Annotated in this window: 18 protein-coding genes, 1 tRNA gene and 1 other annotated feature; of the genes, 15 read left to right on the forward strand and 4 right to left on the reverse strand. The window is 42.4% G+C overall.

Going from position 1 to position 20,577, the window contains the following annotated elements:
- Positions 1–505: 505 nt before the first annotated feature.
- The 5 genes from PGZ10_RS14115 to PGZ10_RS14135 all read left to right on the forward strand — a co-directional run bounded on the left by PGZ10_RS14115 (position 506) and on the right by PGZ10_RS14135 (position 6,056).
- The gene (locus PGZ10_RS14115; RefSeq protein WP_008373042.1) at positions 506–847 is read left to right on the forward strand and encodes a PadR family transcriptional regulator; all 342 of its coding nucleotides are present in this window, start codon (positions 506–508) and stop codon (positions 845–847) included.
- Complete coding sequence (locus tag PGZ10_RS14120) at positions 834–2,180, forward strand: FtsW/RodA/SpoVE family cell cycle protein (RefSeq protein WP_270541680.1); 1,347 nt, start codon at positions 834–836, stop codon at positions 2,178–2,180. The genes PGZ10_RS14115 and PGZ10_RS14120 overlap by 14 nt, the downstream gene beginning before the upstream one ends.
- A gap of 27 nt (positions 2,181–2,207) precedes the next feature.
- Entirely contained in the window at positions 2,208–2,381 is a 174-nt protein-coding gene (locus PGZ10_RS14125; protein WP_055247602.1) for a hypothetical protein, read from the forward strand.
- 158 nt (positions 2,382–2,539) lie between these two features.
- Complete coding sequence (locus PGZ10_RS14130; RefSeq protein ID WP_118218556.1) at positions 2,540–3,496, forward strand: glycosyltransferase family 2 protein; 957 nt, start codon at positions 2,540–2,542, stop codon at positions 3,494–3,496.
- On the forward strand, positions 3,483–6,056 hold the full coding sequence (locus tag PGZ10_RS14135) for a YfhO family protein (protein WP_270541682.1): 2,574 nt from the start codon (positions 3,483–3,485) through the stop codon (positions 6,054–6,056). Before PGZ10_RS14130 ends, PGZ10_RS14135 begins: the two co-directional genes overlap by 14 nt.
- A 115-nt stretch (positions 6,057–6,171) precedes the next feature.
- Here PGZ10_RS14135 and PGZ10_RS14140 read toward each other — a convergent pair whose 3' ends face one another.
- The gene (locus PGZ10_RS14140) at positions 6,172–7,266 is read right to left on the reverse strand and encodes a DUF4352 domain-containing protein (RefSeq protein ID WP_270541683.1); all 1,095 of its coding nucleotides are present in this window, start codon (positions 7,264–7,266) and stop codon (positions 6,172–6,174) included.
- Positions 7,267–7,445: 179 nt separating this feature from the next.
- Here PGZ10_RS14140 and PGZ10_RS14145 point away from each other — a divergent pair, with 179 nt between their 5' ends.
- The 5 genes from PGZ10_RS14145 (at position 7,446) to PGZ10_RS14165 (ending at position 11,354) form a co-directional block, all read left to right on the forward strand.
- A complete protein-coding gene (locus PGZ10_RS14145; protein WP_173690604.1) occupies positions 7,446–8,471 on the forward strand; it encodes an alpha-hydroxy-acid oxidizing protein in 1,026 nt (341 codons plus the stop codon).
- Between the two features lie 26 nt (positions 8,472–8,497).
- The gene (locus tag PGZ10_RS14150; protein WP_055156021.1) at positions 8,498–9,529 is read left to right on the forward strand and encodes a 3-deoxy-7-phosphoheptulonate synthase; all 1,032 of its coding nucleotides are present in this window, start codon (positions 8,498–8,500) and stop codon (positions 9,527–9,529) included.
- A gap of 251 nt (positions 9,530–9,780) precedes the next feature.
- Positions 9,781–10,380, forward strand: coding sequence for a DUF3793 family protein (locus PGZ10_RS14155; protein WP_055247610.1), 600 nt, complete (start codon positions 9,781–9,783; stop codon positions 10,378–10,380).
- A 53-nt stretch (positions 10,381–10,433) separates the two neighbouring features.
- Complete coding sequence (locus PGZ10_RS14160; protein WP_270541684.1) at positions 10,434–10,865, forward strand: flavodoxin; 432 nt, start codon at positions 10,434–10,436, stop codon at positions 10,863–10,865.
- A gap of 198 nt (positions 10,866–11,063) precedes the next feature.
- On the forward strand, positions 11,064–11,354 hold the full coding sequence (locus PGZ10_RS14165; protein WP_008369822.1) for a DUF2325 domain-containing protein: 291 nt from the start codon (positions 11,064–11,066) through the stop codon (positions 11,352–11,354).
- 200 nt (positions 11,355–11,554) lie between these two features.
- Here the strand turns inward: PGZ10_RS14165 and PGZ10_RS14170 are convergent.
- Both PGZ10_RS14170 and PGZ10_RS14175 read right to left on the reverse strand, forming a co-directional pair.
- Positions 11,555–11,628: transfer RNA gene (locus tag PGZ10_RS14170), tRNA-Arg, on the reverse strand.
- Between the two features lie 147 nt (positions 11,629–11,775).
- Positions 11,776–12,276, reverse strand: a complete 501-nt coding sequence (locus tag PGZ10_RS14175) for a DNA-deoxyinosine glycosylase (RefSeq protein ID WP_270541685.1) — start codon at positions 12,274–12,276, stop codon at positions 11,776–11,778.
- Positions 12,277–12,737: 461 nt separating this feature from the next.
- On the opposite strand from PGZ10_RS14175, the gene PGZ10_RS14180 reads away from it, so the two are divergent.
- Complete coding sequence (locus PGZ10_RS14180) at positions 12,738–14,288, forward strand: hypothetical protein (protein ID WP_117834694.1); 1,551 nt, start codon at positions 12,738–12,740, stop codon at positions 14,286–14,288.
- A 250-nt stretch (positions 14,289–14,538) separates the two neighbouring features.
- On the opposite strand, the gene PGZ10_RS14185 is transcribed toward PGZ10_RS14180, so the two are convergent.
- The gene (locus PGZ10_RS14185; RefSeq protein ID WP_270541686.1) at positions 14,539–15,759 is read right to left on the reverse strand and encodes a 6-phosphofructokinase; all 1,221 of its coding nucleotides are present in this window, start codon (positions 15,757–15,759) and stop codon (positions 14,539–14,541) included.
- A gap of 143 nt (positions 15,760–15,902) precedes the next feature.
- Between PGZ10_RS14185 and PGZ10_RS14190 the strand changes: the two genes are divergently transcribed.
- The 4 genes from PGZ10_RS14190 (at position 15,903) to PGZ10_RS16875 (ending at position 20,463) form a co-directional block, all read left to right on the forward strand.
- Positions 15,903–16,919 carry a glycosyltransferase family 2 protein gene (locus PGZ10_RS14190; protein WP_022220025.1) on the forward strand — a complete coding sequence of 339 codons (1,017 nt, stop codon included), beginning with the start codon at positions 15,903–15,905 and terminating at the stop codon, positions 16,917–16,919.
- 62 nt (positions 16,920–16,981) lie between these two features.
- Positions 16,982–17,227, forward strand: a binding site (T-box leader).
- A gap of 122 nt (positions 17,228–17,349) precedes the next feature.
- Entirely contained in the window at positions 17,350–18,384 is a 1,035-nt protein-coding gene (locus PGZ10_RS14195; protein WP_008369831.1) for a bile acid:sodium symporter family protein, read from the forward strand.
- Between the two features lie 67 nt (positions 18,385–18,451).
- Positions 18,452–20,206, forward strand: a complete 1,755-nt coding sequence (locus tag PGZ10_RS14200) for a S8 family peptidase (RefSeq protein ID WP_270541687.1) — start codon at positions 18,452–18,454, stop codon at positions 20,204–20,206.
- 92 nt (positions 20,207–20,298) lie between these two features.
- The gene (locus tag PGZ10_RS16875; protein ID WP_242655673.1) at positions 20,299–20,463 is read left to right on the forward strand and encodes a sugar fermentation stimulation protein; all 165 of its coding nucleotides are present in this window, start codon (positions 20,299–20,301) and stop codon (positions 20,461–20,463) included.
- Positions 20,464–20,577: the final 114 nt, after the last annotated feature.

The following is a 20,577-nucleotide window of genomic DNA, read 5'->3' on the forward strand; positions in this document are numbered from 1 at the left end:
AAAACTATTTTGGTGAACTGTTTTATAACAGTGACCGAAAATTATAATAGCATAACTATATGATTTTGACAAGTGTTTTTTTGAAAAAAATAAAATTTTTCGGCTAAATTTTTAGCTTAAGGAGAAAATGAGGAATATCTGTGTCGGAAAGCTGAAAATTCATAAGATGAAAAAAAGAGCCGATACAAAACTGTATCGGCAGAGTAGAGAGAAGATATATATAAAAGGTATAGGTCAAAGACATATGCCTGATTTTTTAGGCGGACATCCTGATAATCTTACAGAGTTTATATCATATAGGATTACCGGCGTCCCTTAACTTTATGCATTTAGTATAACGGGAAATTATGGAAAGAATGTGACGGGCAGATAAAGAAATCCTGAAATATCTTAAAAACTTCTGAAGAAGAGATAAATTTCAGCAAAACAGTTGACGTATATAGATTACCGATATAATATGAAGGTACAAAGTATATAGATAATCGATATAAGGAGGGAGAAAGAAATGGCAGTTGATAAAAGTCTGATATCAGGGAGTACGACTCTTTTGATCTTAAGCCTTCTGGAAGAGAAGGATATGTATGGATATGAGATGATCGATACGTTGAAAGGAAAGTCAAACAATGTATTTGAACTAAAAGCGGGAACCTTATATCCGCTACTGCATTCTATGGAAGAAAAGGGATGGCTTACCGTATATGAGCAGGAGGCCGGTGGAAAGATGAGGAAGTATTACCGGATTACCAGAGATGGGAAAAAGCAGTATCAGGCAAAAAAGAAAGAGTGGAAAGAGTATTCGGAAGCTATTTTACAGGTGATCGGAGGTGTGTGTTTTGGAACGGCGTGATTATCTGGAATTGATGACCGGTCAGATCCGCTGCAAGAAAATGTGTCCGGTTATTGCAAAGGAAGTAGAAGATCATATTGAAGATCAAAAGCAGGCTTTTATGGCAGAAGGGATGAAGGAAGAAGAAGCTGAGAAGGCAGCTGTGGAGGAGATGGGTGATCCGGTGGAAGTCGGAGTGGAGATGGATCAGATCCACAGACCGAAGATGCCATGGAAAGTAATTTTTGTAATCGCTCTGATGCAGATTTTAAGTGGAATGTTTGCAGCTTTCTTTTTGAAACAGAATGAAAGTTATGGATATATCGCAGGAATCCGGCAGATATTCCGGCTTGCGATGGCATTTTCGGTTATGATCCTGGTGTGTTATATGGATTACAGCTGGATCGGGAAGCACGCAAGGCTTTTGGCAGGCAGTTATCTGTTGTTTATGGTTCTGATGAGACATTTTTTTACCCTTCAGATTAACGGTGCAGTAAGATGGATTGGAGTCGGCGGTTTCAGTGTAAGTCTTTCGCTGATGAGCTGGCTGTTTCTTCCATTGTATGGTGCAGTGTTGTATCGGTACCGGGGAGAAGGATATGGTGCTGTTCTTAAAGCCATAGTCTGGATGCTGCTTATCGCAGGGATTCTGATCACCTGTCCGGATCTTGTGATGGCAGGGACGGTTGGACTTTCCTGTGTCTTTATGCTGATGCTGGCACTGGAAAAGGGATGGTATCAGGTTGCGGTTACAAAGGTGATGACCGGAATAGGTATCAGTGTTGTTGGAGTTCCGGTTGGCATACTGGCATATTTTTTCTTCTTTGGTGCAGAATATCAGAAAAGCCGTATCCTGGCGATGTTTGCAGTGAATAAGTCACAAATGATGAAAGGGACAACGCTTGGGGCAGTACGGGAACTGCTGTCGAAATGTATGGCAGTTGGACGCGCCACCGGAGTAGAGGACTTTTGGACTGGGGACCGTATCAGTTCCGCGGATTATATGATGCTTGGAATTGCGGGGTATTGTGGAATTCTTGTGATGGTTCTTTGTATTGCAATAATTGCCGGTTTGCTGTGCTGGTTTTTAAGAAGCGCGCTGAAGCAGAAGAACCAGCTTGGTATGATGATGGGATTTGGCTGTGTGATGGTTCTGGCAATTCAGTTTCTGTTATCACTGCTGGCGAACATTGGGGTATCCAGGTTCGGTCAGGGAGCCTGGTGTCTGTTCTTCGGATATGGACGAAGTGGCCAGATGGTTTCAGCAGTATTGATGGGAATTTTGCTGAGTATTTACCGGCATCAGAATGTAACTCCTGAGCTTGTAGTTGAAAAAAGAGCGGTGGCGAGCTAAGATAGAAGAAAAAAGAGGAGGAACAAGATGCTGGTTTGTGATTATATTGTAGAGAGAATCGATGGAGATTATGCGATGCTGAAGCGGACCAATCTGCCAGAGGAAGAGGCAAAGATGGTAGCAAGAGCACTTCTTCCGGAAGAGATCCGGGAAGGAAGCCGCCTTCATTATGAATTACTTCAGTATACAATTGTTGAATAAAGGTATGGAAAATGTGTGTGCCCTGGGACTGGAAAGTGCCGGAGCACACTTTTTTCAAAGTGTAATTTTCTGTTTAGAAATTTTTCAGAAAATATTAAGGAAAATGGATGTGCATATTTAATAAAAAGAGAGTAAACTCTACTTCCGAGGTGAAGAATATGGATAAGATTTCGGTAGTAGTACCATGTTATAACGAAGAAGAGGCATTGCCTGTTTATTATAAAGAAATGTGCCGTGTAATGGACGAGATGAAGGATGTTGTATTTGAACTGATTTTTGTAGATGATGGTTCATCAGATGCGACGCTTGGTATCATGAAAGACCTGAATGAAAAGGATAGCAGGTGCAGATATCTTTCATTTTCCAGAAACTTTGGAAAGGAAGCTGCGATTTATGCAGGACTGAAAGCATCGGAAGGCGATTATGTTGCACTTATGGATGTAGATCTTCAGGATCCACCGACGCTATTACCTGAGATGTATGAGATCCTGCAGGAGGATGGATACGACAATGTAGCGACAAAAAGGGTCACAAGAACCGGAGAGCCACGTATCCGTTCTTTCCTGTCAGAAAGCTTTTACAAATTTGTCAATGCTATTTCAAAGACAGAGATTGTAGATGGAGCGAGAGATTACCGGCTGATGAAGCGGAAGATGGTGCAGGCAGTTCTGGAAATGAGCGAGTATAACCGTTTTTCAAAGGGAATCTTCGGCTGGGTTGGATTCCGTACAAAATGGCTGCAGTACGATAATATTGAGCGCTCTGCCGGAAAAACCAAGTGGTCCATGTGGAAGCTGTTTAAATATTCGGTGGAGGGAATTACTGGATTTTCAGTGGCACCGCTCTCACTGGCTTCGGTAGTGGGTGTACTGTTCTGCGTGCTTTCCTTTATTATGATCGCAGTAATCGTAATAAGGACGCTGGTCTGGGGAGATCCGGTATCCGGCTGGCCGTCACTTGCCTGTATTATTTTCATGGTCAGCGGAGTACAGCTTCTCTGTACCGGAATTGTAGGGGAGTATCTGTCAAAGACTTATCTTGAGACGAAGAAACGTCCGATTTTTATTTTAAAGGATTCCAGCGATGATAAGGAGCAGAAGCATGAAAGAACGTAGAAAAGGTCTGCTATGGGAAATGGCACTGATCCTGCTTACGGTTGCCGCCTGTCTGTACTCTACAGGCGCAGGAAATATTTTCGGGGCAAAGGTGGACTGGAGCAGTCAGCACAGTGTGTTCCCGGAATATTTCCGGCAGCAGTTTTATCGTACAGGGCAGTTTTTTCCTGAGTTTGCATTAAATATTGGCGGTGGTCAGAATATTTACAATTTTTCTTATTATGGATTGTTTAGTCCGGTCGTTTTGATCGGTTATCTTCTGCCGAATGTGAAGATGTCAGATTATATGATGGTGGCAAGTATTGTATGTCTGGCAGCAGCGGTTATAATTTTGTACCGGTGGCTGAAAAGCCGGGAATTTACAGCAGCGGTAAGCGGGATGACAGCGCTGATGTTTCTTTTCGCAGGACCTATGATCTATCAGTCGTCGCATCAGATTATGTTTGTAAATTATATGCCATTTCTTTGTCTGACATTTTTGGGAATCGACCGATATTTTGAACAGAAAAAATCCGATCTGCTGATCGGCGGAACCTTTCTGATGATTATGACAAGCTTTTATTTCAGCATCGGTGGAATACTGGCGCTTGGTCTATATGGAATTTACCGGTATGCAAGGACAAAAGAGCGGGCAGAAGAGATGATTACGGTAAAAGGATTTCTAGGTGACGGACTGCGGTTTGCAGGAAGGATTCTGACGGCAATCATGCTTGCAGGAGTTCTTCTTGTGCCGACTGCGATGGCTCTTCTCGGGAGAAGCGGAAGCAAGGGAGAAAAAACAGATATCTGGCAGCTTCTGACACCGCAGATCAATTTGGAAAAATTTCTGTATGGGGCATATGGACCGGGACTTAGCTGTCTGATGCTGATTATTTTGCTGACCGGACTTTTTTATAAAAAGGCTTATGAGAAGATCCTGTCGCTTGGTTGTCTGGTGGTACTGACAGTTCCGTTTTTTTCGTATCTGCTCAATGGTGCACTTTATATCAGACCGAAGTCGCTGATCCCGTTTTTGCCGCTTCTGTGCTATCTTACGGCAAAATATCTGGAGAAGCTGAAAAATCAGAAAATAGCGAGAATCTGGATGCTTCTTCCATGTCTGGCAATTATCATATATATTTATCTGAAGAAGGATGATGTGAAAAGCGAAGTCCTTTGGAAACTACTTTTGCTGGATGCGGTCATAACACTGTTGATCTGCGTGGCACAAGCGTATAGTGCATGGATTCGGAAGTATCTGACAGTAGCCGTTCTGGGACCGGTGATCCTGAGCCTTATTGTTACCGGAAGCTATTCCTGGGAAAAGAGTGGAAATCTGGAGAGCAGGAAAGCATATGAGGAAGATACCAGCCGGTCCATCGGGAAAGCTGTGGACAAGGCAATTACATCAGATAGTGGATTCTACCGGGTCGAGCAGGTTGGAAATGAAGAGGAAAATGCGGAAAATCTGAATCGTGTGTGGAACAGTGAGCAATATATTACATCCCTGTATTCGTCTTCCTATAATGCTGATTACCAGAATTTCCGTAAAAATGATTTTCAGGTAGAGCAGCCGTACCGAAATTTTCTGATGCAGTCGGTTTCGCAGAATCCGGTATTCAGACAGCTGATGGGAGTGAAATATCTGATCTCCAGTCAGAATATACCGGGATATGAGAAAAAGTGGATGACCGGGGGAGGGGATGTGTACTGTAATGAAAATGCAGCACCGATTGCCTATGAGACGGATCAGACGATGTCGGAAGCGGAATATGACAGACTGGATTTCCCATATAATCAGCTGGTATTTACCAGATATGCTGTGACAAAGGACGGAACTGTATCGGCAGGACAGGTGAAAGAAAAACTGGCAGAAGACATAGAGAAATGTGATTTTCGGATTCCGGAAAAGAATAACGGGATTTCACTGGTTGTCCCGACTGAAAACGGATATCAGGTGAAAATGAAAAAGCAACAGGAGTTCGAAGTGGCTGTCCCGGAACAGGAAGAGAAAGATGGAGTTCTGTTTGTACAGTTTCGAATCGAAAATAAAAAACCGAAAGAGGATATCGAAATATCCCTGGAAGGAGAGCGCAATAAACTTTCGTCAATCCAGCATGTGTATTATAACAGAAATACCGTATTTACCTATGCAGTAGGACTGGAAAAGGGGCAGAAAACGGTCTGTTTATCTCTTGGAAAAGGAGAGTATACGATTAAAGATATGAGTGCATATAACGGCGTATTAAATGAAGATACCGGCCTTTATCAGAGTGTATTCAGGGTGGATAAAGAGCAGACGAAAGGGAATCTGATCCAGGGGAGAATCAAAAGTCAGAAGGATGGAATGTTCATTACGTCCATTCCGTTTGATAAAGGGTTTGAAATGACGATAGATGGCGTAAAGGTGAAATGTGAAAAAGTGAATAAAGCGTTTCTGGGATTTCATCTGGAAGCAGGAAAACATAAAATCAGAATTTTATATCATGCGCCTGGAGTGACAGCAGGAAAGATACTGACAGGTCTTGGCGTTCTGATTGTGATCGCAGGGGCAGTAAGAAAGAAAAAATGCGCGGAGTGAATCTTTAAGATTCTGAAATAAAAAAGGATACAGTCTTAGAGCTGCATCCTTTTTTATTTGACAGAGAATTCCGAAGAAGCTTGCTTTTGCCATCCATGTATCTGCAGGTAGTAGTTTACTTCTGGCGCTTGATCTGAAAATGAACGGCATCATCAGACCAGATCTTATCGGTATATCGGATTTCGATGGTAGACCAGTTCAGTGGGACTTCCAGAGAAAGATATCCTTCCAGGGTTTCGCCGGGAGCGATCGTTCCATCGAGCTTTGGCTGGTCGCTTGTGGTTGCAAGAGCAGTAAATGCAGCTGCACTGTAGTCAAGTTTGGTATCGTCACAATAATTTTCAAAGCTTGCCATACTGCTGATGACCAGATCATCAGATGTCTGATTGACAATTGTCATGTGGACAAACATAAATTCATTGCCTTCTGTCGGGACAGACCAGTCATCTCCTTCGGATTCTACGTAGCTGTCCATCGTGATCTCAATGCCATTGTATGCGGCGGTCTCATTTTGCTTATAGATCTCTTTGGTGGCATCAGCTGTCTTCTTCGGTGTTGAAGTGCCGGAAGAATTGTCAGAAGAAGTGTGCATTTTGGAAAAAAGGAATATAACCGCAATAATGATCAGGATGAGAATCAAGATGATAAACGGCAGACTTTTTTTGTGTTTCTTTTTGGGGGTTGTTAGCTGGTCTGGTGAAGTTACATCATCAGAAGATACATCGGACTTTGTGCCTGCAGTATCGTTTTTGGAAACTGGCGTTGGTTTGGCAGCAGGTTCATCTTCCTGACCGGAGCTGATAACTGGTTCTGGAACTGGAGCATGCTCCTGTACGGAGGATTCATTTCCGGAAAAGGGTTTGTCTGTAGAAACTTTTTCAGTCTCTTTTTTTTCAGTGGCTTTCTTCTGAGCTTCTGCTTCTTCTGCTTCCGGAACATTTTTACGCATGCTGCGCATGGCAGCAGCTGTGCTGTGGTAGGTCTCCGGTCCGTTCAGGGGATCGTCGAAAAAAGCCTGCTGTCTGGCAGCCGGGCGCTTTTTTCTGGAAACAGATCCATGCTTATGGGCAGAAGATCTGGCACTTCGGGTATCTGTATCATCCGGAATCACAGCGGATGCCGGAAATCTTTTACGGCAGGTATCACAGAGATATTTGCCGGGACATTTTTTGCTGGGGCGGACTTTGTGACCGCATACAGGGCATTTCATTCTAAGTTAAGTCTCCTTTATGATTCAAGTGTTCTGTTTTTATTATAGGGGAAAATCCTGTCAAAAACAAGGAGGTATTCTTGTCGAACAGACAGAAAAGTGATATCATACTGACTAAGTAACGTGGCAGAAAGTCGAAGCTGTCAGATACAGGAAAACAAAAGAAAGCAGGGAATGATATGACATATCAGGAAATGATGGAAAACGCAAAATTATCTATGGGGCTTTACTGCAAAGCCTGTCCGGTTTGTGATGGAAGAGCATGTAAAAACCAGATACCGGGACCGGGCGCAAAAGGTGTTGGTGATACTGCGATCAGAAATTATAAAAAGTGGCAGGAGATCCGCGTGAACATGGATACGATCTGTGATGGCGGAGAGACAGACACTTCTGTGAATTTATTTGGAAAGGAATTTAAGATGCCGTTCTTTGCAGGACCGGTTGGAGCCGTGAATCTGCACTACAGTGACAAGTATGATGATGTTTCTTATAATAATGTACTGGTATCAGCCTGTGCAGATGCCGGAATCGCCGCATTTACCGGAGATGGAGTGAATGCAAAGGTAATGGAGGCTGCAACGGAGGCAATCCGTGAAAATGATGGATGCGGGATACCTACAGTAAAGCCTTGGAATCTGGATACTGTCCGGGAGAAGATGGAACTGGTGAAGAAGTCAGGAGCATTTGCGGTAGCGATGGATATTGATGCGGCAGGACTTCCGTTTCTGAAAAATATGAATCCGCCGGCAGGAAGCAAGAATGTACAGGAGCTTTCCGAGATTGTGAAGATGGCTGGAAGACCATTTATTGTCAAAGGCGTGATGACAGCGAAAGGCGCGAGAAAAGCAAAAGAAGCAGGTGCCGATGCGATCATCGTATCTAATCACGGAGGAAGAGTGCTGGATCAGTGTCCGGCAACTGCAGAAGTGCTGGAAGAGATTGTAAAAGAAGTGAACGGTTCTATGAAGATTCTGGTTGACGGAGGGATTCGCTCCGGTACAGACATTTTTAAGGCACTTGCACTTGGTGCTGACGGTGTACTGATCTGCCGGCCGTTCGTTGTAGCGGTCTATGGCGGTGGAGAAGAAGGTGTGAAGCTTTACATTGATAAGCTGGGAGCAGAACTCAAAGATGCCATGCAGATGTGCGGTGCACATTCTGTTTCAGAAATTACAAGAGATATGGTAAGATATTATCAGGACTAGAAAAATACATGCAGGAGGATAATACAATGGGAATGAGAGTGAACGCAGAGCTGCCATTACCGGCAGATCTGAAAAACGAATATCCGTTATCGGATAAATTAAAAGCTATCAAGGCGAAGCGGGATGAGGAGATCCGTGATATTTTTACAGGGAAATCAGACAAATTCGTGGTGATCATCGGACCATGTTCGGCGGACAATGAAGATTCGGTATGTGAGTATGTGAACAGGCTTGCAAAGTTAAATGACAGAGTATCGGATAAGCTGATGATCATTCCAAGAATCTACACGAACAAGCCACGTACAACCGGAGAGGGATACAAGGGAATGCTGCATCAGCCGGATCCGGAGCAGGCACCGGATCTGCTTGCCGGAATCATTGCAATCCGTAAAATGCATATCAGAGCCATGCAGGAGACTTATCTGACAGCAGCAGATGAGATGCTTTATCCGGAGAACAGAAGTTATCTGGATGATATTCTTTCTTATGAAGCGATTGGTGCGCGTTCGGTTGAGAACCAGCAGCACCGTTTGACTGCGAGCGGAATGGATATCCCGATTGGGATGAAGAATCCGACAAGTGGAGATTTATCGGTAATGCTCAATTCTGTTGTTGCAGCACAGGGACCGCACCGCTTCATTTATCGTGGGCAAGATGTGACGACAGGTGGGAATGATCTGGCACATGTGATCCTGCGGGGCGGCGTGGATAAATATGGCACAACGATTCCAAACTACCATTATGAGGATTGCAAGAGACTTCTGGATATGTATGAGCAGAAGAATTTGAAGAATCCTGCAGCGATCATTGATGCCAATCATTCCAATTCTAACAAGCAGTACAAAGAACAGCTCAGAATCGTAAGCGAGGTACTGCACACAAGAAACTATGATTCAAAGCTGAAAAAACTGATCAAAGGTGTAATGGTAGAAAGCTACTTGGTAGAAGGAAGACAGGATATCGGCGGAAATATGGTATACGGTAAATCGATTACGGATCCGTGTATTGGATGGGAAGATACAGTGAGACTGATTGATAAGATTGCGGAAGACTGTTAATTGTAAAAATACAGTGTATCAAGGTTGAAAAACTTTGATACACTTTTTTTTGCAGAAATGATTACAAAATTACAGTAAGATATATTTCCAGGGCAGATAGAATGTATGTTGTAAAAACATAAATTACGGGTTAATGAGAAAACTTTTCAAAAATTCCTATAGACAAAATCCCACTAATATAGTAGACTATAAATAGTTAGAAAAAGCTAACTAAAATAAATTTAAACAAACTCATACAAGAGGAAAACAACATGAACTGGATGCAGAAAGATGTACAGACATCTGCTCAGATGGAAATTGCATGGCAGTGTGCTCCGGTATTGACCGGTGTAAAGCCATCCAATATTCTGACCTTGAAAAATGTAAGTGAAAAGGAAGTTGCGGAAAGTCTGAAAGAGATGGGAATTTCATACAGCATGCTTTGCGACAGCGGAGTCCGAAAAGTATGGCTGATCTACAGAGAAGAAGAGATTCTTGAAATCCTTGGAAAAAAAGAATACAGCGAATTTCTTGATACACTTGGTTATCGGGGATTTGAGTTTCCACAGATGCTTCAGATCATGAATCTGAGATTTGAAGGATATCAGCATGGAAGTGCAGAGTTTCCACATGAACTTGGAATTTTCCTCGGATATCCACTTGCAGATGTGAAAGGGTTTATTGAGCACAACGGAAAAGATTTCCTTTATCAGGGATACTGGAAAGTGTATGAGAACGTAGAAGAACGCAAAAAAATGTTTTCTATCTACAACGTTGTAAAAGAGGAATTTATCAGGGAAATGCAGGCAGGGAAGGATCTGTGGCATGCAGCAAGAAGCGTGAGACAGCCATTTGACATACAGCCTGCATAAAGGAATAAAACCTGGTAGATGATAGAAAGAAAAAAGAAAGGAAGAATTTAAAAATGAGTGATATTTGTGTAGCATACTGGAGCGGAACAGGAAATACAGAAGCAATGGCACAGGCAATTGGAACAGGAATTACAGCAGCAGGGAAAAGTGCTGATGTAGTACCGATGGAAACTATTTCGCCTGCTGATTTAAAAGATCAGGCTGTCTGGGTACTTGGATGCCCTGCAATGGGAGCTGAAGAACTGGAAGACGGAACGGTAGAACCGTTTGTATCTGAACTGGAAGGATTTGCATCAGGAAAAAAGGTTGCCCTGTTTGGATCCTATGACTGGGGAGACGGCGAATGGATGCGTATATGGGCTGAAAGAATGGAACAGGCTGGCGCACAGATCGTCGGCGGAGAAGGACTTATCTGCCACGGAACACCGGGAGCAGATGCAATAGATGAGTGTGAGTCACTCGGCAGGGAGGTGGCTGGCTTATAAGAAATACGAATACCTTTTAAATAAAACAGAAAACCGAAAAAGCTAAATAATCAAATAAAATTATAATCAAATCAAAAACAAATAAAAATCAAAAATTAAAAGCTAAATAATCATCAAAAAAGAGCCGCTCCGTTTCTGCGGGGCGGCATACAAAAAAATCACAATCGTTATTAGAATGAATTAAGGAGATGGATAAGAATGAGCGTTGTAATTGTAGGAGGTCATGACAGAATGGTCTGTCAGTATAAAAAAATATGCAAACAGTTTAAATGTAAAGCTAAAGTATTTACGCATATGTCTGCCGATCTGAATAAGCAGCTTGGACAGCCTGACCTGTTTGTACTTTTTACAAATACAGTATCGCACAAGATGGTAAAAACCGCGCTTGATGAGGCAAAAAGAAGCAATGCGAAGGTGGTTCGCAGCCATACAAGCAGTGGTGCGGCTCTGACAGAAATTTTAACACAGGAAGCAGGAGCAGCAGTTTAAAGCATGAATTTATTTACCGGGATCATGATCCCTTTTATTGGAACGACGCTGGATGTGGCACTTGGATAGAATGCAGAGTGGAAAAGCGAAAAGAAATAAAATGAATGTGTCCTGGTATGAAAATTATCTGGGCACTTTTTATATGTGCCCAGCTTGGCAAATATAAAAAAGAGGTCTTTCTCACGAAAGACCTCTTACAGCGTGCGTTAGAGGATTCGAACCCCCGACCTTTTGGTCCGTAGCCAAACGCTCTATCCAGCTGAGCTAAACGCACATTTATATCGTGTGTTGAACTGTGTTGCTCAACAACAAAATCAAGTATACATCAGAAAAAATAATATGTCAAGTATTAAAATGAAAAAAGTTCAAAAAATCTTGACCTCATTTTTGAACGGGGCGATGAAAGCCGGTTTGCTGGTTCTTATTCGAGATAAGGACAGATCTGATTCCATTTGGTAAGCAGGCGTTTCTTTGACCAGGCTGCATTTGCCGGACTTGTGGATGGCAGACAGATTGCTTTTTGCTGAGTTTGTGGAAAACAGTATTTTTTATATAAGCGGTATGCAGTGCCACCGTTGGTGAAAATCTGCCGGATGGATGCCGTTTGAAGAATCTCTGAAAGGTCATTGGGAACGACATTGTGGATACTGCTGTCACTAGAGCCTTCGATATCACAAGAGGCGATCACATCCCAGACGGCAATGTGGTGTGCAAGGAGCAGTGATTTTTTTTCTTCTATGCCGACAGGAAGTGGTTCATCTGTAAGTGTGGCAATAAGATTCCAGAAACGGTTTCTTGGATGCCCATAGAAAAACTGACTTTCCCGTGATTTTACAGAAGGGAAGCTCCCAAGGATCAGAATGCGGGAGTCGGTGTTAAATACAGGATGGATTTCGTGAAGTACATGTGAAGATTCAGCCATAGGTATGCCTTCTTTCATAAATATATTCAATAAAAGGATAAGCGATACGGGAGTGAAAAGCAAGTGGGAAAAAGTACAGTCTGGGTTGCTGGTCACAGGTACTGTGAACAGTAACCAGTCTGGCAGAATGCACAAACCCTGGAATCCCTGTGACTGTCAGGAGATTATAGAAAATAAAAAGATCAGTGACTGATTTTGGAACAAAAAGTTTGTGAATTATTGAAAAAAGTTCTGCTTGTAAAGTGGCAGATGTCAGTGTATAGTGAAGTCATTCTAATTCGATTCTAATTTTATTTTATAGGAAATTGCATCCGGTATAATGAAATACTCTGAAGATACGCCGGGTGACATTCTCTGCTTTGAAACAGATCACAAGAAAAGTATATGATATCAGACACATGATTCGATGTGGCATTTTCAGGACAAGTTAATATGAATGAACAGACACAGGGAGGAACAGGATGGAAGAAAGAAGAGACTATGCGGTACTCCGTTTTGTGGATCAGAATGGCTGGAGTTATATGGTAAATGACTATGCAAAAGGCTGTTCTTTGATGGAGTATATCAAACAGGGGATCCGGGTGGAAAAAGAAACAGTATTTGAATGGATCAGACAGCTTTCAAAACAGCTGGAACAGTATTATCGTTGTGGAAATGAGGATGCGGCGTATGGATATGTGAACCCATATGCAGTGATCATAACCGGAGACGGAATGCTTTGTCTTCTGGATATCAATGAACCGGAAAACGAGGAACTTTTAAAGCAGATGAAGAAGAAAAAGCTTCGTATGCTTTTTGTAAGGAAAGAAAGGGTTCTTTCGCAGAAGACAGAACGGTCGGATGATCTGTATGGTTTGGCAAAGATAATGGAATTTACAGCAGAAAAATGTCTGGATCCAAAGGCATTTACACGGAAAGAAGAGCGAGTCTGGAAAAGAATGCTTGGAAAGTGTTATAGCAGTGGGAAAAATGCCATAAAAGTATTGAAAAATATGCAAAAAGAAATTGGTTTTCTGGAAAGGGAAATGGAAAGACCGAGGGATAATGTTTCGGCAAAAAAGATTTTGCTTGCAATTCTGGCGGTTTGTATCATGAGTGCAGCAATCATCGGAGGGACAGTGAAAAAGCCGGAAACAAAAGCGATTGCAGCGGATCAGGATCAGCCAGAGGCGGGAGTTCAGGAAGGAGTAAAGGAGAAAAAGGAGACAAAAGAGGTTGTGGAACAAAATGGGGACAGTCCTTATCTGGAAATGGGACTTATTTATTATGTAGCGTGGGAAGATTATGTGAACAGCCTGGATAGTCTCGATAAGGAAATGCAGGAGACAGAGTTTTCCGATGCATATCGGGTAGTCATAGCGAGTCTGGAAGAAGGGAGTATACAGCAGGAGGATGGATTAAACGCAGAAGATGCAGTAAAAAAAATATTAGATGAATTGGAGAAACGTGCAGAAAAAATACAGATGAAAGTGTATTTGTACCAATACCCGCTATTGAAGGTAAGTGTTCTGGAAGAGAGTGAAAAATGGCACAGGCTGACAAAGAGAATTGGTGAGGAGATGATTAGAAGACAGGCGTGGTACCGGTGGGATACAAATGGAGAAAAGGAGTGTGAGGTCAGAAAATATCTTGCAGAAAGCTATTTTAAACTTGGTGAGAATTTAAAAGCAGCTGAACAATATGAACAGATCAGAAAATTAGAATCGAATGAAGAAGAATTAGAAGAGATTTATGAAAAGCTGCAGTTGATTTATGAAGAAGCGCAGGAATATGAGAAAGTGTGGGAGATCAGCAGAGAGGCGGTTGAAGTATTACCGGATTCAGAAAGGCTGTGGATGAACTATCTGGAGCGTTATTGTGAGAATCCGGAAATGGAAAGAGAATTATGTGCAGAAGCAGTAAAAAAGGCCATCCAGGCAGTTCCTGAGCTTGCAGAATCAGAAGCGTTTAAACAGCTTCAGGGAAAATATAAAATTGTGATCGATGGAGAAAATATCCGGGTTGGAGAATAAAACGCTGAAAGAAATTTTTGAAAAAGTCCCATAAAAGGGAGGATGCCGGGTGACTTAAAAGCCCCCGGCATGTATTATGAAAAAGTTATTCTATTATTAACTTCTGCACGTCTTATTAAATGATTTGTTTGAAATCTTTTATCTTTTATGTTCTTCATTTGATGATTCTAGTATATAAAACACTTGTGAAGAAAGAGTGTTTAACAAATGAAGGTTTTTTGAAAGATAAATGAACAAATTGTGAACAAGACTATTTGCGGAATGCGAAGTATGGAAGCCCATCTTTCATAGGTACTTCTACACTTCCCTGGATCAGCGGGCGGGCATAAGCGATGAATTCATCTCCGATGTCGGAACCGTCTTTTGTGATCCATTCTTCAGGAACAGCTTTTTCTTTATTACAGATTTCGTTCACGTCTGCAGTTCCGAATTCAAGGATGTATGGGTCATCACTCTTACGGATAAAACTGATCATCTTTCCTGTTTCACCATCTAAAGCGGCACTTACAGCAAAACGGCCGGAAGCAGCGGCTTCGTCCAGATCTGTGGCAGATAAACAGGAGGAAGAGCATCTCTGGCAGACATTGAGTTCCACAGAGCGTACTTTGATACCAAGCTTTTCTTTTACGAGATTTTCAAGATACTTTCCGGAGCCAGTCAGCATTTTATGACCGAAAGTATCTGTGCCGACATCACTTGCAAGCTCGCAGACAAAGGTTCCGTTACCATCGTTGATTCCTTCGGAAATGCAGACAACGAGATTAGAAGTTTTAGTAAGCTTTTCTTTTACCTTTTCGATAAATGCATCCGGGGAGAAAGCAACTTCCGGAAGATAAATAAGAACCGGATTATCGCCTTCAAATTTGCGGGCAAGAACACTTGCGGCGGTCAGCCAGCCGGCATGGCGCCCCATGATCTCGACGATGGTGACAGATGGTTTATTATCATAGACAGAGGCATCAATTGCAATTTCGCGTACTGTAGAAGCAACATATTTGGCAGCACTTCCGTAGCCCGGGGTATGATCGGTCAGAACCAGATCGTTGTCGATGGTTTTTGGAACTCCGATGATGCGGATATCACTTCCGACTGTTGCTGCGTAGCGGGATAATTTACTTACGGTATCCATAGAATCATTTCCGCCAATATAGAAGAAATAACTGATTTCTTTTTCGGTAAATTTCTGGAAAAGTTCAGGATAAACCGGATTAGAAAGATCTTCCGGTAATTTATAACGGCAGGAACCAAGATAAGAACCCGGTGTGGTGCGGATACGTTCCAGTTCGCCATTTTCTTTTAAAGGTGCCATGTCCATTGTGTGATTGGCAAGAAAACCTTCGATACCGTTGATCATACCGATGACATTATCAATCTCCGGATTTGCCAGACCTTCTGAGACAACACCATAAAGACTTCCGTTGATTACAGCAGTAGGACCACCTGATTGTCCGACCAGTAAATTGTGATTCATAGTTGAAATCCTCCTCTTTATTCATAGTAATCATATAGCTTTAACTATAGCCGAAAAATGTGAAATTTACAATATCAGTTGGAAAACAAAAAAAATTAGGCTATACTAGGAACGTGAGCTTTAAATTGAGAAGGAGAATACACATGAAATATATATCGTTTGCGATTCCGTGTTATAACTCGGCAGCTTATATGGACCGGGCAGTGGAATCTATTTTAAAAGGTGGAGAAGATGTAGAGATCATCATAGTTAATGACGGATCAAAGGATGATACTTCAAAGATTGCACATGAGTATGAAGAAAAGTATCCAACGATCGTCCGTGCAGTTGATAAGGAAAATGGTGGACACGGAGATGCGGTCAATGCAGGTCTTGACCACGCAGAGGGAAAATATTTTAAAGTTGTGGACAGTGATGACTGGGTAGATGAAGAAGCACTGTACAAGATTCTGGATGTTCTGAAAAAGTTTGAAGAGGAAGAAAAGCAGGTGGATATGCTGCTTGCCAATTATGTATACGAAAAAGAAGGAATGGAGCACAAGAAAGTGATTGAGTACAAGAATGTGCTTCCACAGGAAGAGATTTTTGGCTGGAATGATGTGAAACATTTCCATCTGGGACAGTATATTCTGATGCATTCTGTTATTTACCGGACAGATTTCCTGAAATTATGTCAGCTCAGGCTGCCGAAGCATACATTTTATGTGGACAATATTTATGTTTACTATCCACTTCCGCATGTGCGTAAGATGTATTATATGGATGTGGATTTTTATCGTTATTACATTGGAAGAGAAGATCAGTCTGTCAATGAAAAGGTGATGATCAGTCGTGTGGATCAGCAGATTTTTGTCACAAAGAGTATGATTGATATGTATGATATGCGCAAGATTTCTAATAAAAAACTGCGGACCTATATGACTAATTATCTTGCAATTATGATGACGGTGTCTTCGATTCTTCTGATTCGTTCCAAAAATGCAGAGAATCTGGAAAAGAAACGGGAGCTGTGGCAGTATCTGAAGAAGAATCACTACGGAACTTATTGGAAGATCCGTTACGGAATCCTTGGACAGACCATGAATCTTCCGGGCAGATCAGGAAGAAAGATTTCGTCTCTGGCGTACATTGTGGCGAGAAGAATTGTCGGATTTAATTAAAATTCGTTCTTGACATTTCCGAAGAGAAGACTATAATAACTGTTAAAGAAAATATGGTTCACCAAAATTCGTTGATGAGAACAAAGTCATATCCGTCATTATTTTCAGAGAGCCTGTGGATGGTGTGAACAGGTAATAACCGGATAAGGATATCCTCTCTAAGAAGCGGGTCCAAAGCAGAAAAAGTATCTGCAAGTAGACTTTGCCGGGATCCACCGTTATATGGATAGCATATGTTGGTATGTGAAGTGCCGCAGATTATTATCTGTGGAATTAGGGTGGTAACGCGGATTTTATTCGTCCCTTTTCAGATTGATTCTGGAAAGGGACTTTTTTGTTGCTGTGTATACAAAAAAATCCTGTGAATTTTGTTATCGGAAGATTAGAAGAACAGTTTTGCGTGGACGAAAAGAAAAAGGAGGAAACTGTAATGAAAGCATTACAAAAAGCAAGCAAATTTTTATCAGACTATACATCATTGGTGGTAATCGCTATTGCAGTAGTCACATTCTTTGTACCGGCAATGATGGGATGGGTAAATAACCCATTGTTCGTTGATCCGGTATCCAACAAGTTCACCTGTCAGTCAATCATCATCGGAATCATCATGTTCAGCATGGGACTGACACTGACAACCGAAGATTTTAAGATTCTGGCACAGAGACCTTTTGATATCTGTATCGGCGCAATCGCGCAGTATCTGATCATGCCATTTCTTGCATTTGCACTGACGAAAGTACTTCAGCTTCCGGATGGAATTGCACTTGGTCTGATCCTTGTAGGCTGTTGTCCGGGTGGTGTATCCTCCAATATCATGTCTTATCTGTGTGGCGGAGATGTGGCATTTTCCGTAGGAATGACTACGGTATCCACAATCATTTCACCGGTTATGACACCGCTTATGGTTTCACTTCTTGCAAGCGGAACGCATATTACGATTAAAGGACTTCCGATGTTTGTATCTATTGTTGAGACCGTTATTGTTCCGGTAGCTTTTGGATTTTTACTGAATTATCTGTTTGGAAAGAAAAAAACATTTACAGAGCTTCAGAAAGTGATGCCTGGAGTTGCAGTACTTGGACTTGCATGTGTAGTTGGCGGAGTGGTTTCTTCGCAGGGAGACAAATTCTTTGAATCAGGAGTTGTAATTTTTGTGGCAGTATTTCTTCATAATGGACTTGGATATCTGCTGGGATACGGCGCAGGAAGACTGACTGGTATGAATACTGCAAAGAAGAGAACAATCTCCATCGAAGTTGGAATGCAGAACGCCGGACTTGCTACCAACCTTGCAACCACAACGGCACAGTTTGCGGTGGCACCGGAATCCGCAATTATCTGTGCTGTATCCTGTACATGGCATTCTATTTCAGGAACACTTCTCGCAGGATTATTTGCAGCATATGATAAGAGAAAAGCAGGAAAGCCTGCAAATAAAAAGCAGGCTGCAGAAAATGTAGCATAAAATATAGAAATAATTTCGGAATGGTCATCATAAAATATCAGGAATAACTTACAGGGCGTAAGAAGATATGGAAGATCAGAAACTGGAAAATCTTTTAAATCTGGCACTTGGAGCGACGGAAGAAGAAAGAGAAAAATCATTGAACCTGGATGTCGGGTATCATCCGATTGACAGGGAATGGGAATTGATTATTAAATATTCGGGCAATCTGGATCAGGTAAGAGCCTTGGCAATCCAGGTGGTTGAACTTCAGAATGAGTACGCGATCATTCGGATCAGCCAGTCCAGGATTGATTTACTTTCAGATATTCCTGAGGTAGAATATATAGAGAAACCGAAACGTTTATTTTTTCAAATAGCAAATGGGAAGCGGGTATCCTGTATCAATGAGGTGCAGGATACCCGCTTTCTTGATCTGCGTGGACAGGGTGTACTTGTGGCGATAATTGATTCGGGGATTGATTATGCGAATGAAGATTTTCGGAATGCAGATGGAACGACGAGAATACGGGTGATGTGGGATCAGTCATTAAGACCGAATGCGGATGAAGAGAAGAATCCACCAAAAGGTTATCGGATGGGAGTGGAATTTACCGAGGAGCAGATTAACAGGGCACTTGAGGCTGACTCGTCAGAGGAAAGGAGAAGAATGGTACCAAGTCAGGATATATCCGGTCATGGGACTGCAGTTGCAGGGATTGCTGCCGGAAATGGGCGAGGAAGCGGAAATCTGTATGCCGGTGTGGCACCGGAGAGTGAGCTGATTGTGGTAAAAATGGGGTCGCCTATGCCAGACGGATTTCCACGGACGACAGAACTGATGCAGGCGATGGATTATGTGGTGAGGAAAGCACTGGAATTTCGGATGCCGGTGGCGATCAATCTGAGTTTTGGAAATACATATGGTTCTCATGACGGCAGGAGTCTGGTAGAACGGTATATTGATGATCTGTCGAATTTCTGGAAGAGTGTGATCTGTGTGGGGACCGGAAATGAAGCAGCAAGTGCCGGGCATACTTCCGGAGTGCTGCAGAAAAGAAAAGAAGAAAGAATACAGCTCGCAGTACAGGCAGATGAACCAACATTGAATATTCAGATCTGGAAAGCGTATACGGACGAAGTGGAAATTTCATTTGTATCTCCTGCGGGGACGCGGATCGGTCCAATACAATCTGTTCTCGGTTCGCAGAGATTCCGGATCGGGGAAACGGAGATTTTATTATATTATGGAAAACCGAGCCCGTATAATGTCGCGCAGGAGATTTATATTGATATGATTCCGGTGACAGATTATATTACGTCGGGAGTCTGGCAGATCATTTTGAATCCGACAAGGGTTGTGGAAGGGCAGTATGATCTGTGGTTGCCAAGTGAGAATGTATTGAACCGGGGGACAGGATTTTTGTATCCGGATGAAGAAGTGACTTTAACGATTCCTTCAACTGCAGATAAAGTGATATCGGTGGGGGCGTATGATGCGCTTACTTTTTCCTATGCATCTTTTTCAGGAAGAGGATATACCTGGCAGGATGAAAGGACGAAACCGGATCTTGTGGCACCAGGAGTGAACGTAAGGACGACAGCAGTTGGCGGAGGGGTGACAGTGGTGAGTGGAACTTCTTTCGCAACGCCGTTTGTGACAGGAGCATCGGCACTTTTGATGGAATGGGGGATCGTAAGAGGAAATGATCCGTTTTTGTATGGGGAGAAGGTGAAGGCGTATCTTCGGCGCGGGGCGAGAGAGTTGCCGGGATTTGGAAAGTATCCGAACCGTGAGGTGGGATATGGAGCACTTTGCCTGGAGAATAGTTTCCCAAAGTGAGAATGTTGTAGATATAAGGAAAACATGCTATGGCATATACAGTGTGTAAAGAGGAACAAAGAAAAAATAGAAAGCGTGGTCAAGCAGAAAAAATGAAGTACGAACATATCACAGAGGGGCGTTTCATAGACCGTCCCAATCGGTTTATTGCACATGTGGAGATCAATGGGCAGGTGGAAACGGTTCATGTAAAGAATACAGGCAGGTGCAGGGAATTTTTGGTCCCGGGTACACTAAAGCTTGTTTTTACTAAATAGTATTTTCTGTAATATAAAAAATATTGCAGAATATTTCTTATAAAAGTAAAATTCCGCATGGATTTGCTTTTCCACACAAAAAGTAAAATTTTGACTTTTATAGATATTAATTTA

The sequence above is a fragment of the Coprococcus sp. AF102-57 genome (assembly GCF_027686195.1).
In the GTDB taxonomy this organism is placed as follows: Bacteria; Bacillota; Clostridia; order Lachnospirales; family Lachnospiraceae; genus Allocoprococcus; species Allocoprococcus comes.

Bases quoted from the DNA above. Each gene is read 5' to 3' on its own strand.
- PGZ10_RS14180 (WP_117834694.1), top strand. From the start codon at position 12,738: ATGGAAGAAAGAAGAGACTATGCGGTACTCCGTTTTGTGGATCAGAAT.
- PGZ10_RS14195 (WP_008369831.1), top strand. From the start codon at position 17,350: ATGAAAGCATTACAAAAAGCAAGCAAATTTTTATCAGACTATACATCA.
- PGZ10_RS14130 (WP_118218556.1), top strand. From the start codon at position 2,540: ATGGATAAGATTTCGGTAGTAGTACCATGTTATAACGAAGAAGAGGCA.
- PGZ10_RS14145 (WP_173690604.1), top strand. From the start codon at position 7,446: ATGACATATCAGGAAATGATGGAAAACGCAAAATTATCTATGGGGCTT.
- PGZ10_RS14115 (WP_008373042.1), top strand. From the start codon at position 506: ATGGCAGTTGATAAAAGTCTGATATCAGGGAGTACGACTCTTTTGATC.
- PGZ10_RS14175 (WP_270541685.1), bottom strand. From the start codon at position 12,276: ATGGCTGAATCTTCACATGTACTTCACGAAATCCATCCTGTATTTAAC.
- PGZ10_RS14125 (WP_055247602.1), top strand. From the start codon at position 2,208: ATGCTGGTTTGTGATTATATTGTAGAGAGAATCGATGGAGATTATGCG.
- PGZ10_RS14150 (WP_055156021.1), top strand. From the start codon at position 8,498: ATGGGAATGAGAGTGAACGCAGAGCTGCCATTACCGGCAGATCTGAAA.
- PGZ10_RS14165 (WP_008369822.1), top strand. From the start codon at position 11,064: ATGAGCGTTGTAATTGTAGGAGGTCATGACAGAATGGTCTGTCAGTAT.
- PGZ10_RS14135 (WP_270541682.1), top strand. From the start codon at position 3,483: ATGAAAGAACGTAGAAAAGGTCTGCTATGGGAAATGGCACTGATCCTG.
- PGZ10_RS14155 (WP_055247610.1), top strand. From the start codon at position 9,781: ATGAACTGGATGCAGAAAGATGTACAGACATCTGCTCAGATGGAAATT.
- PGZ10_RS14185 (WP_270541686.1), bottom strand. From the start codon at position 15,759: ATGAATCACAATTTACTGGTCGGACAATCAGGTGGTCCTACTGCTGTA.
- PGZ10_RS14140 (WP_270541683.1), bottom strand. From the start codon at position 7,266: ATGAAATGCCCTGTATGCGGTCACAAAGTCCGCCCCAGCAAAAAATGT.
- PGZ10_RS16875 (WP_242655673.1), top strand. From the start codon at position 20,299: ATGAAGTACGAACATATCACAGAGGGGCGTTTCATAGACCGTCCCAAT.
- PGZ10_RS14200 (WP_270541687.1), top strand. From the start codon at position 18,452: ATGGAAGATCAGAAACTGGAAAATCTTTTAAATCTGGCACTTGGAGCG.
- PGZ10_RS14160 (WP_270541684.1), top strand. From the start codon at position 10,434: ATGAGTGATATTTGTGTAGCATACTGGAGCGGAACAGGAAATACAGAA.
- PGZ10_RS14190 (WP_022220025.1), top strand. From the start codon at position 15,903: ATGAAATATATATCGTTTGCGATTCCGTGTTATAACTCGGCAGCTTAT.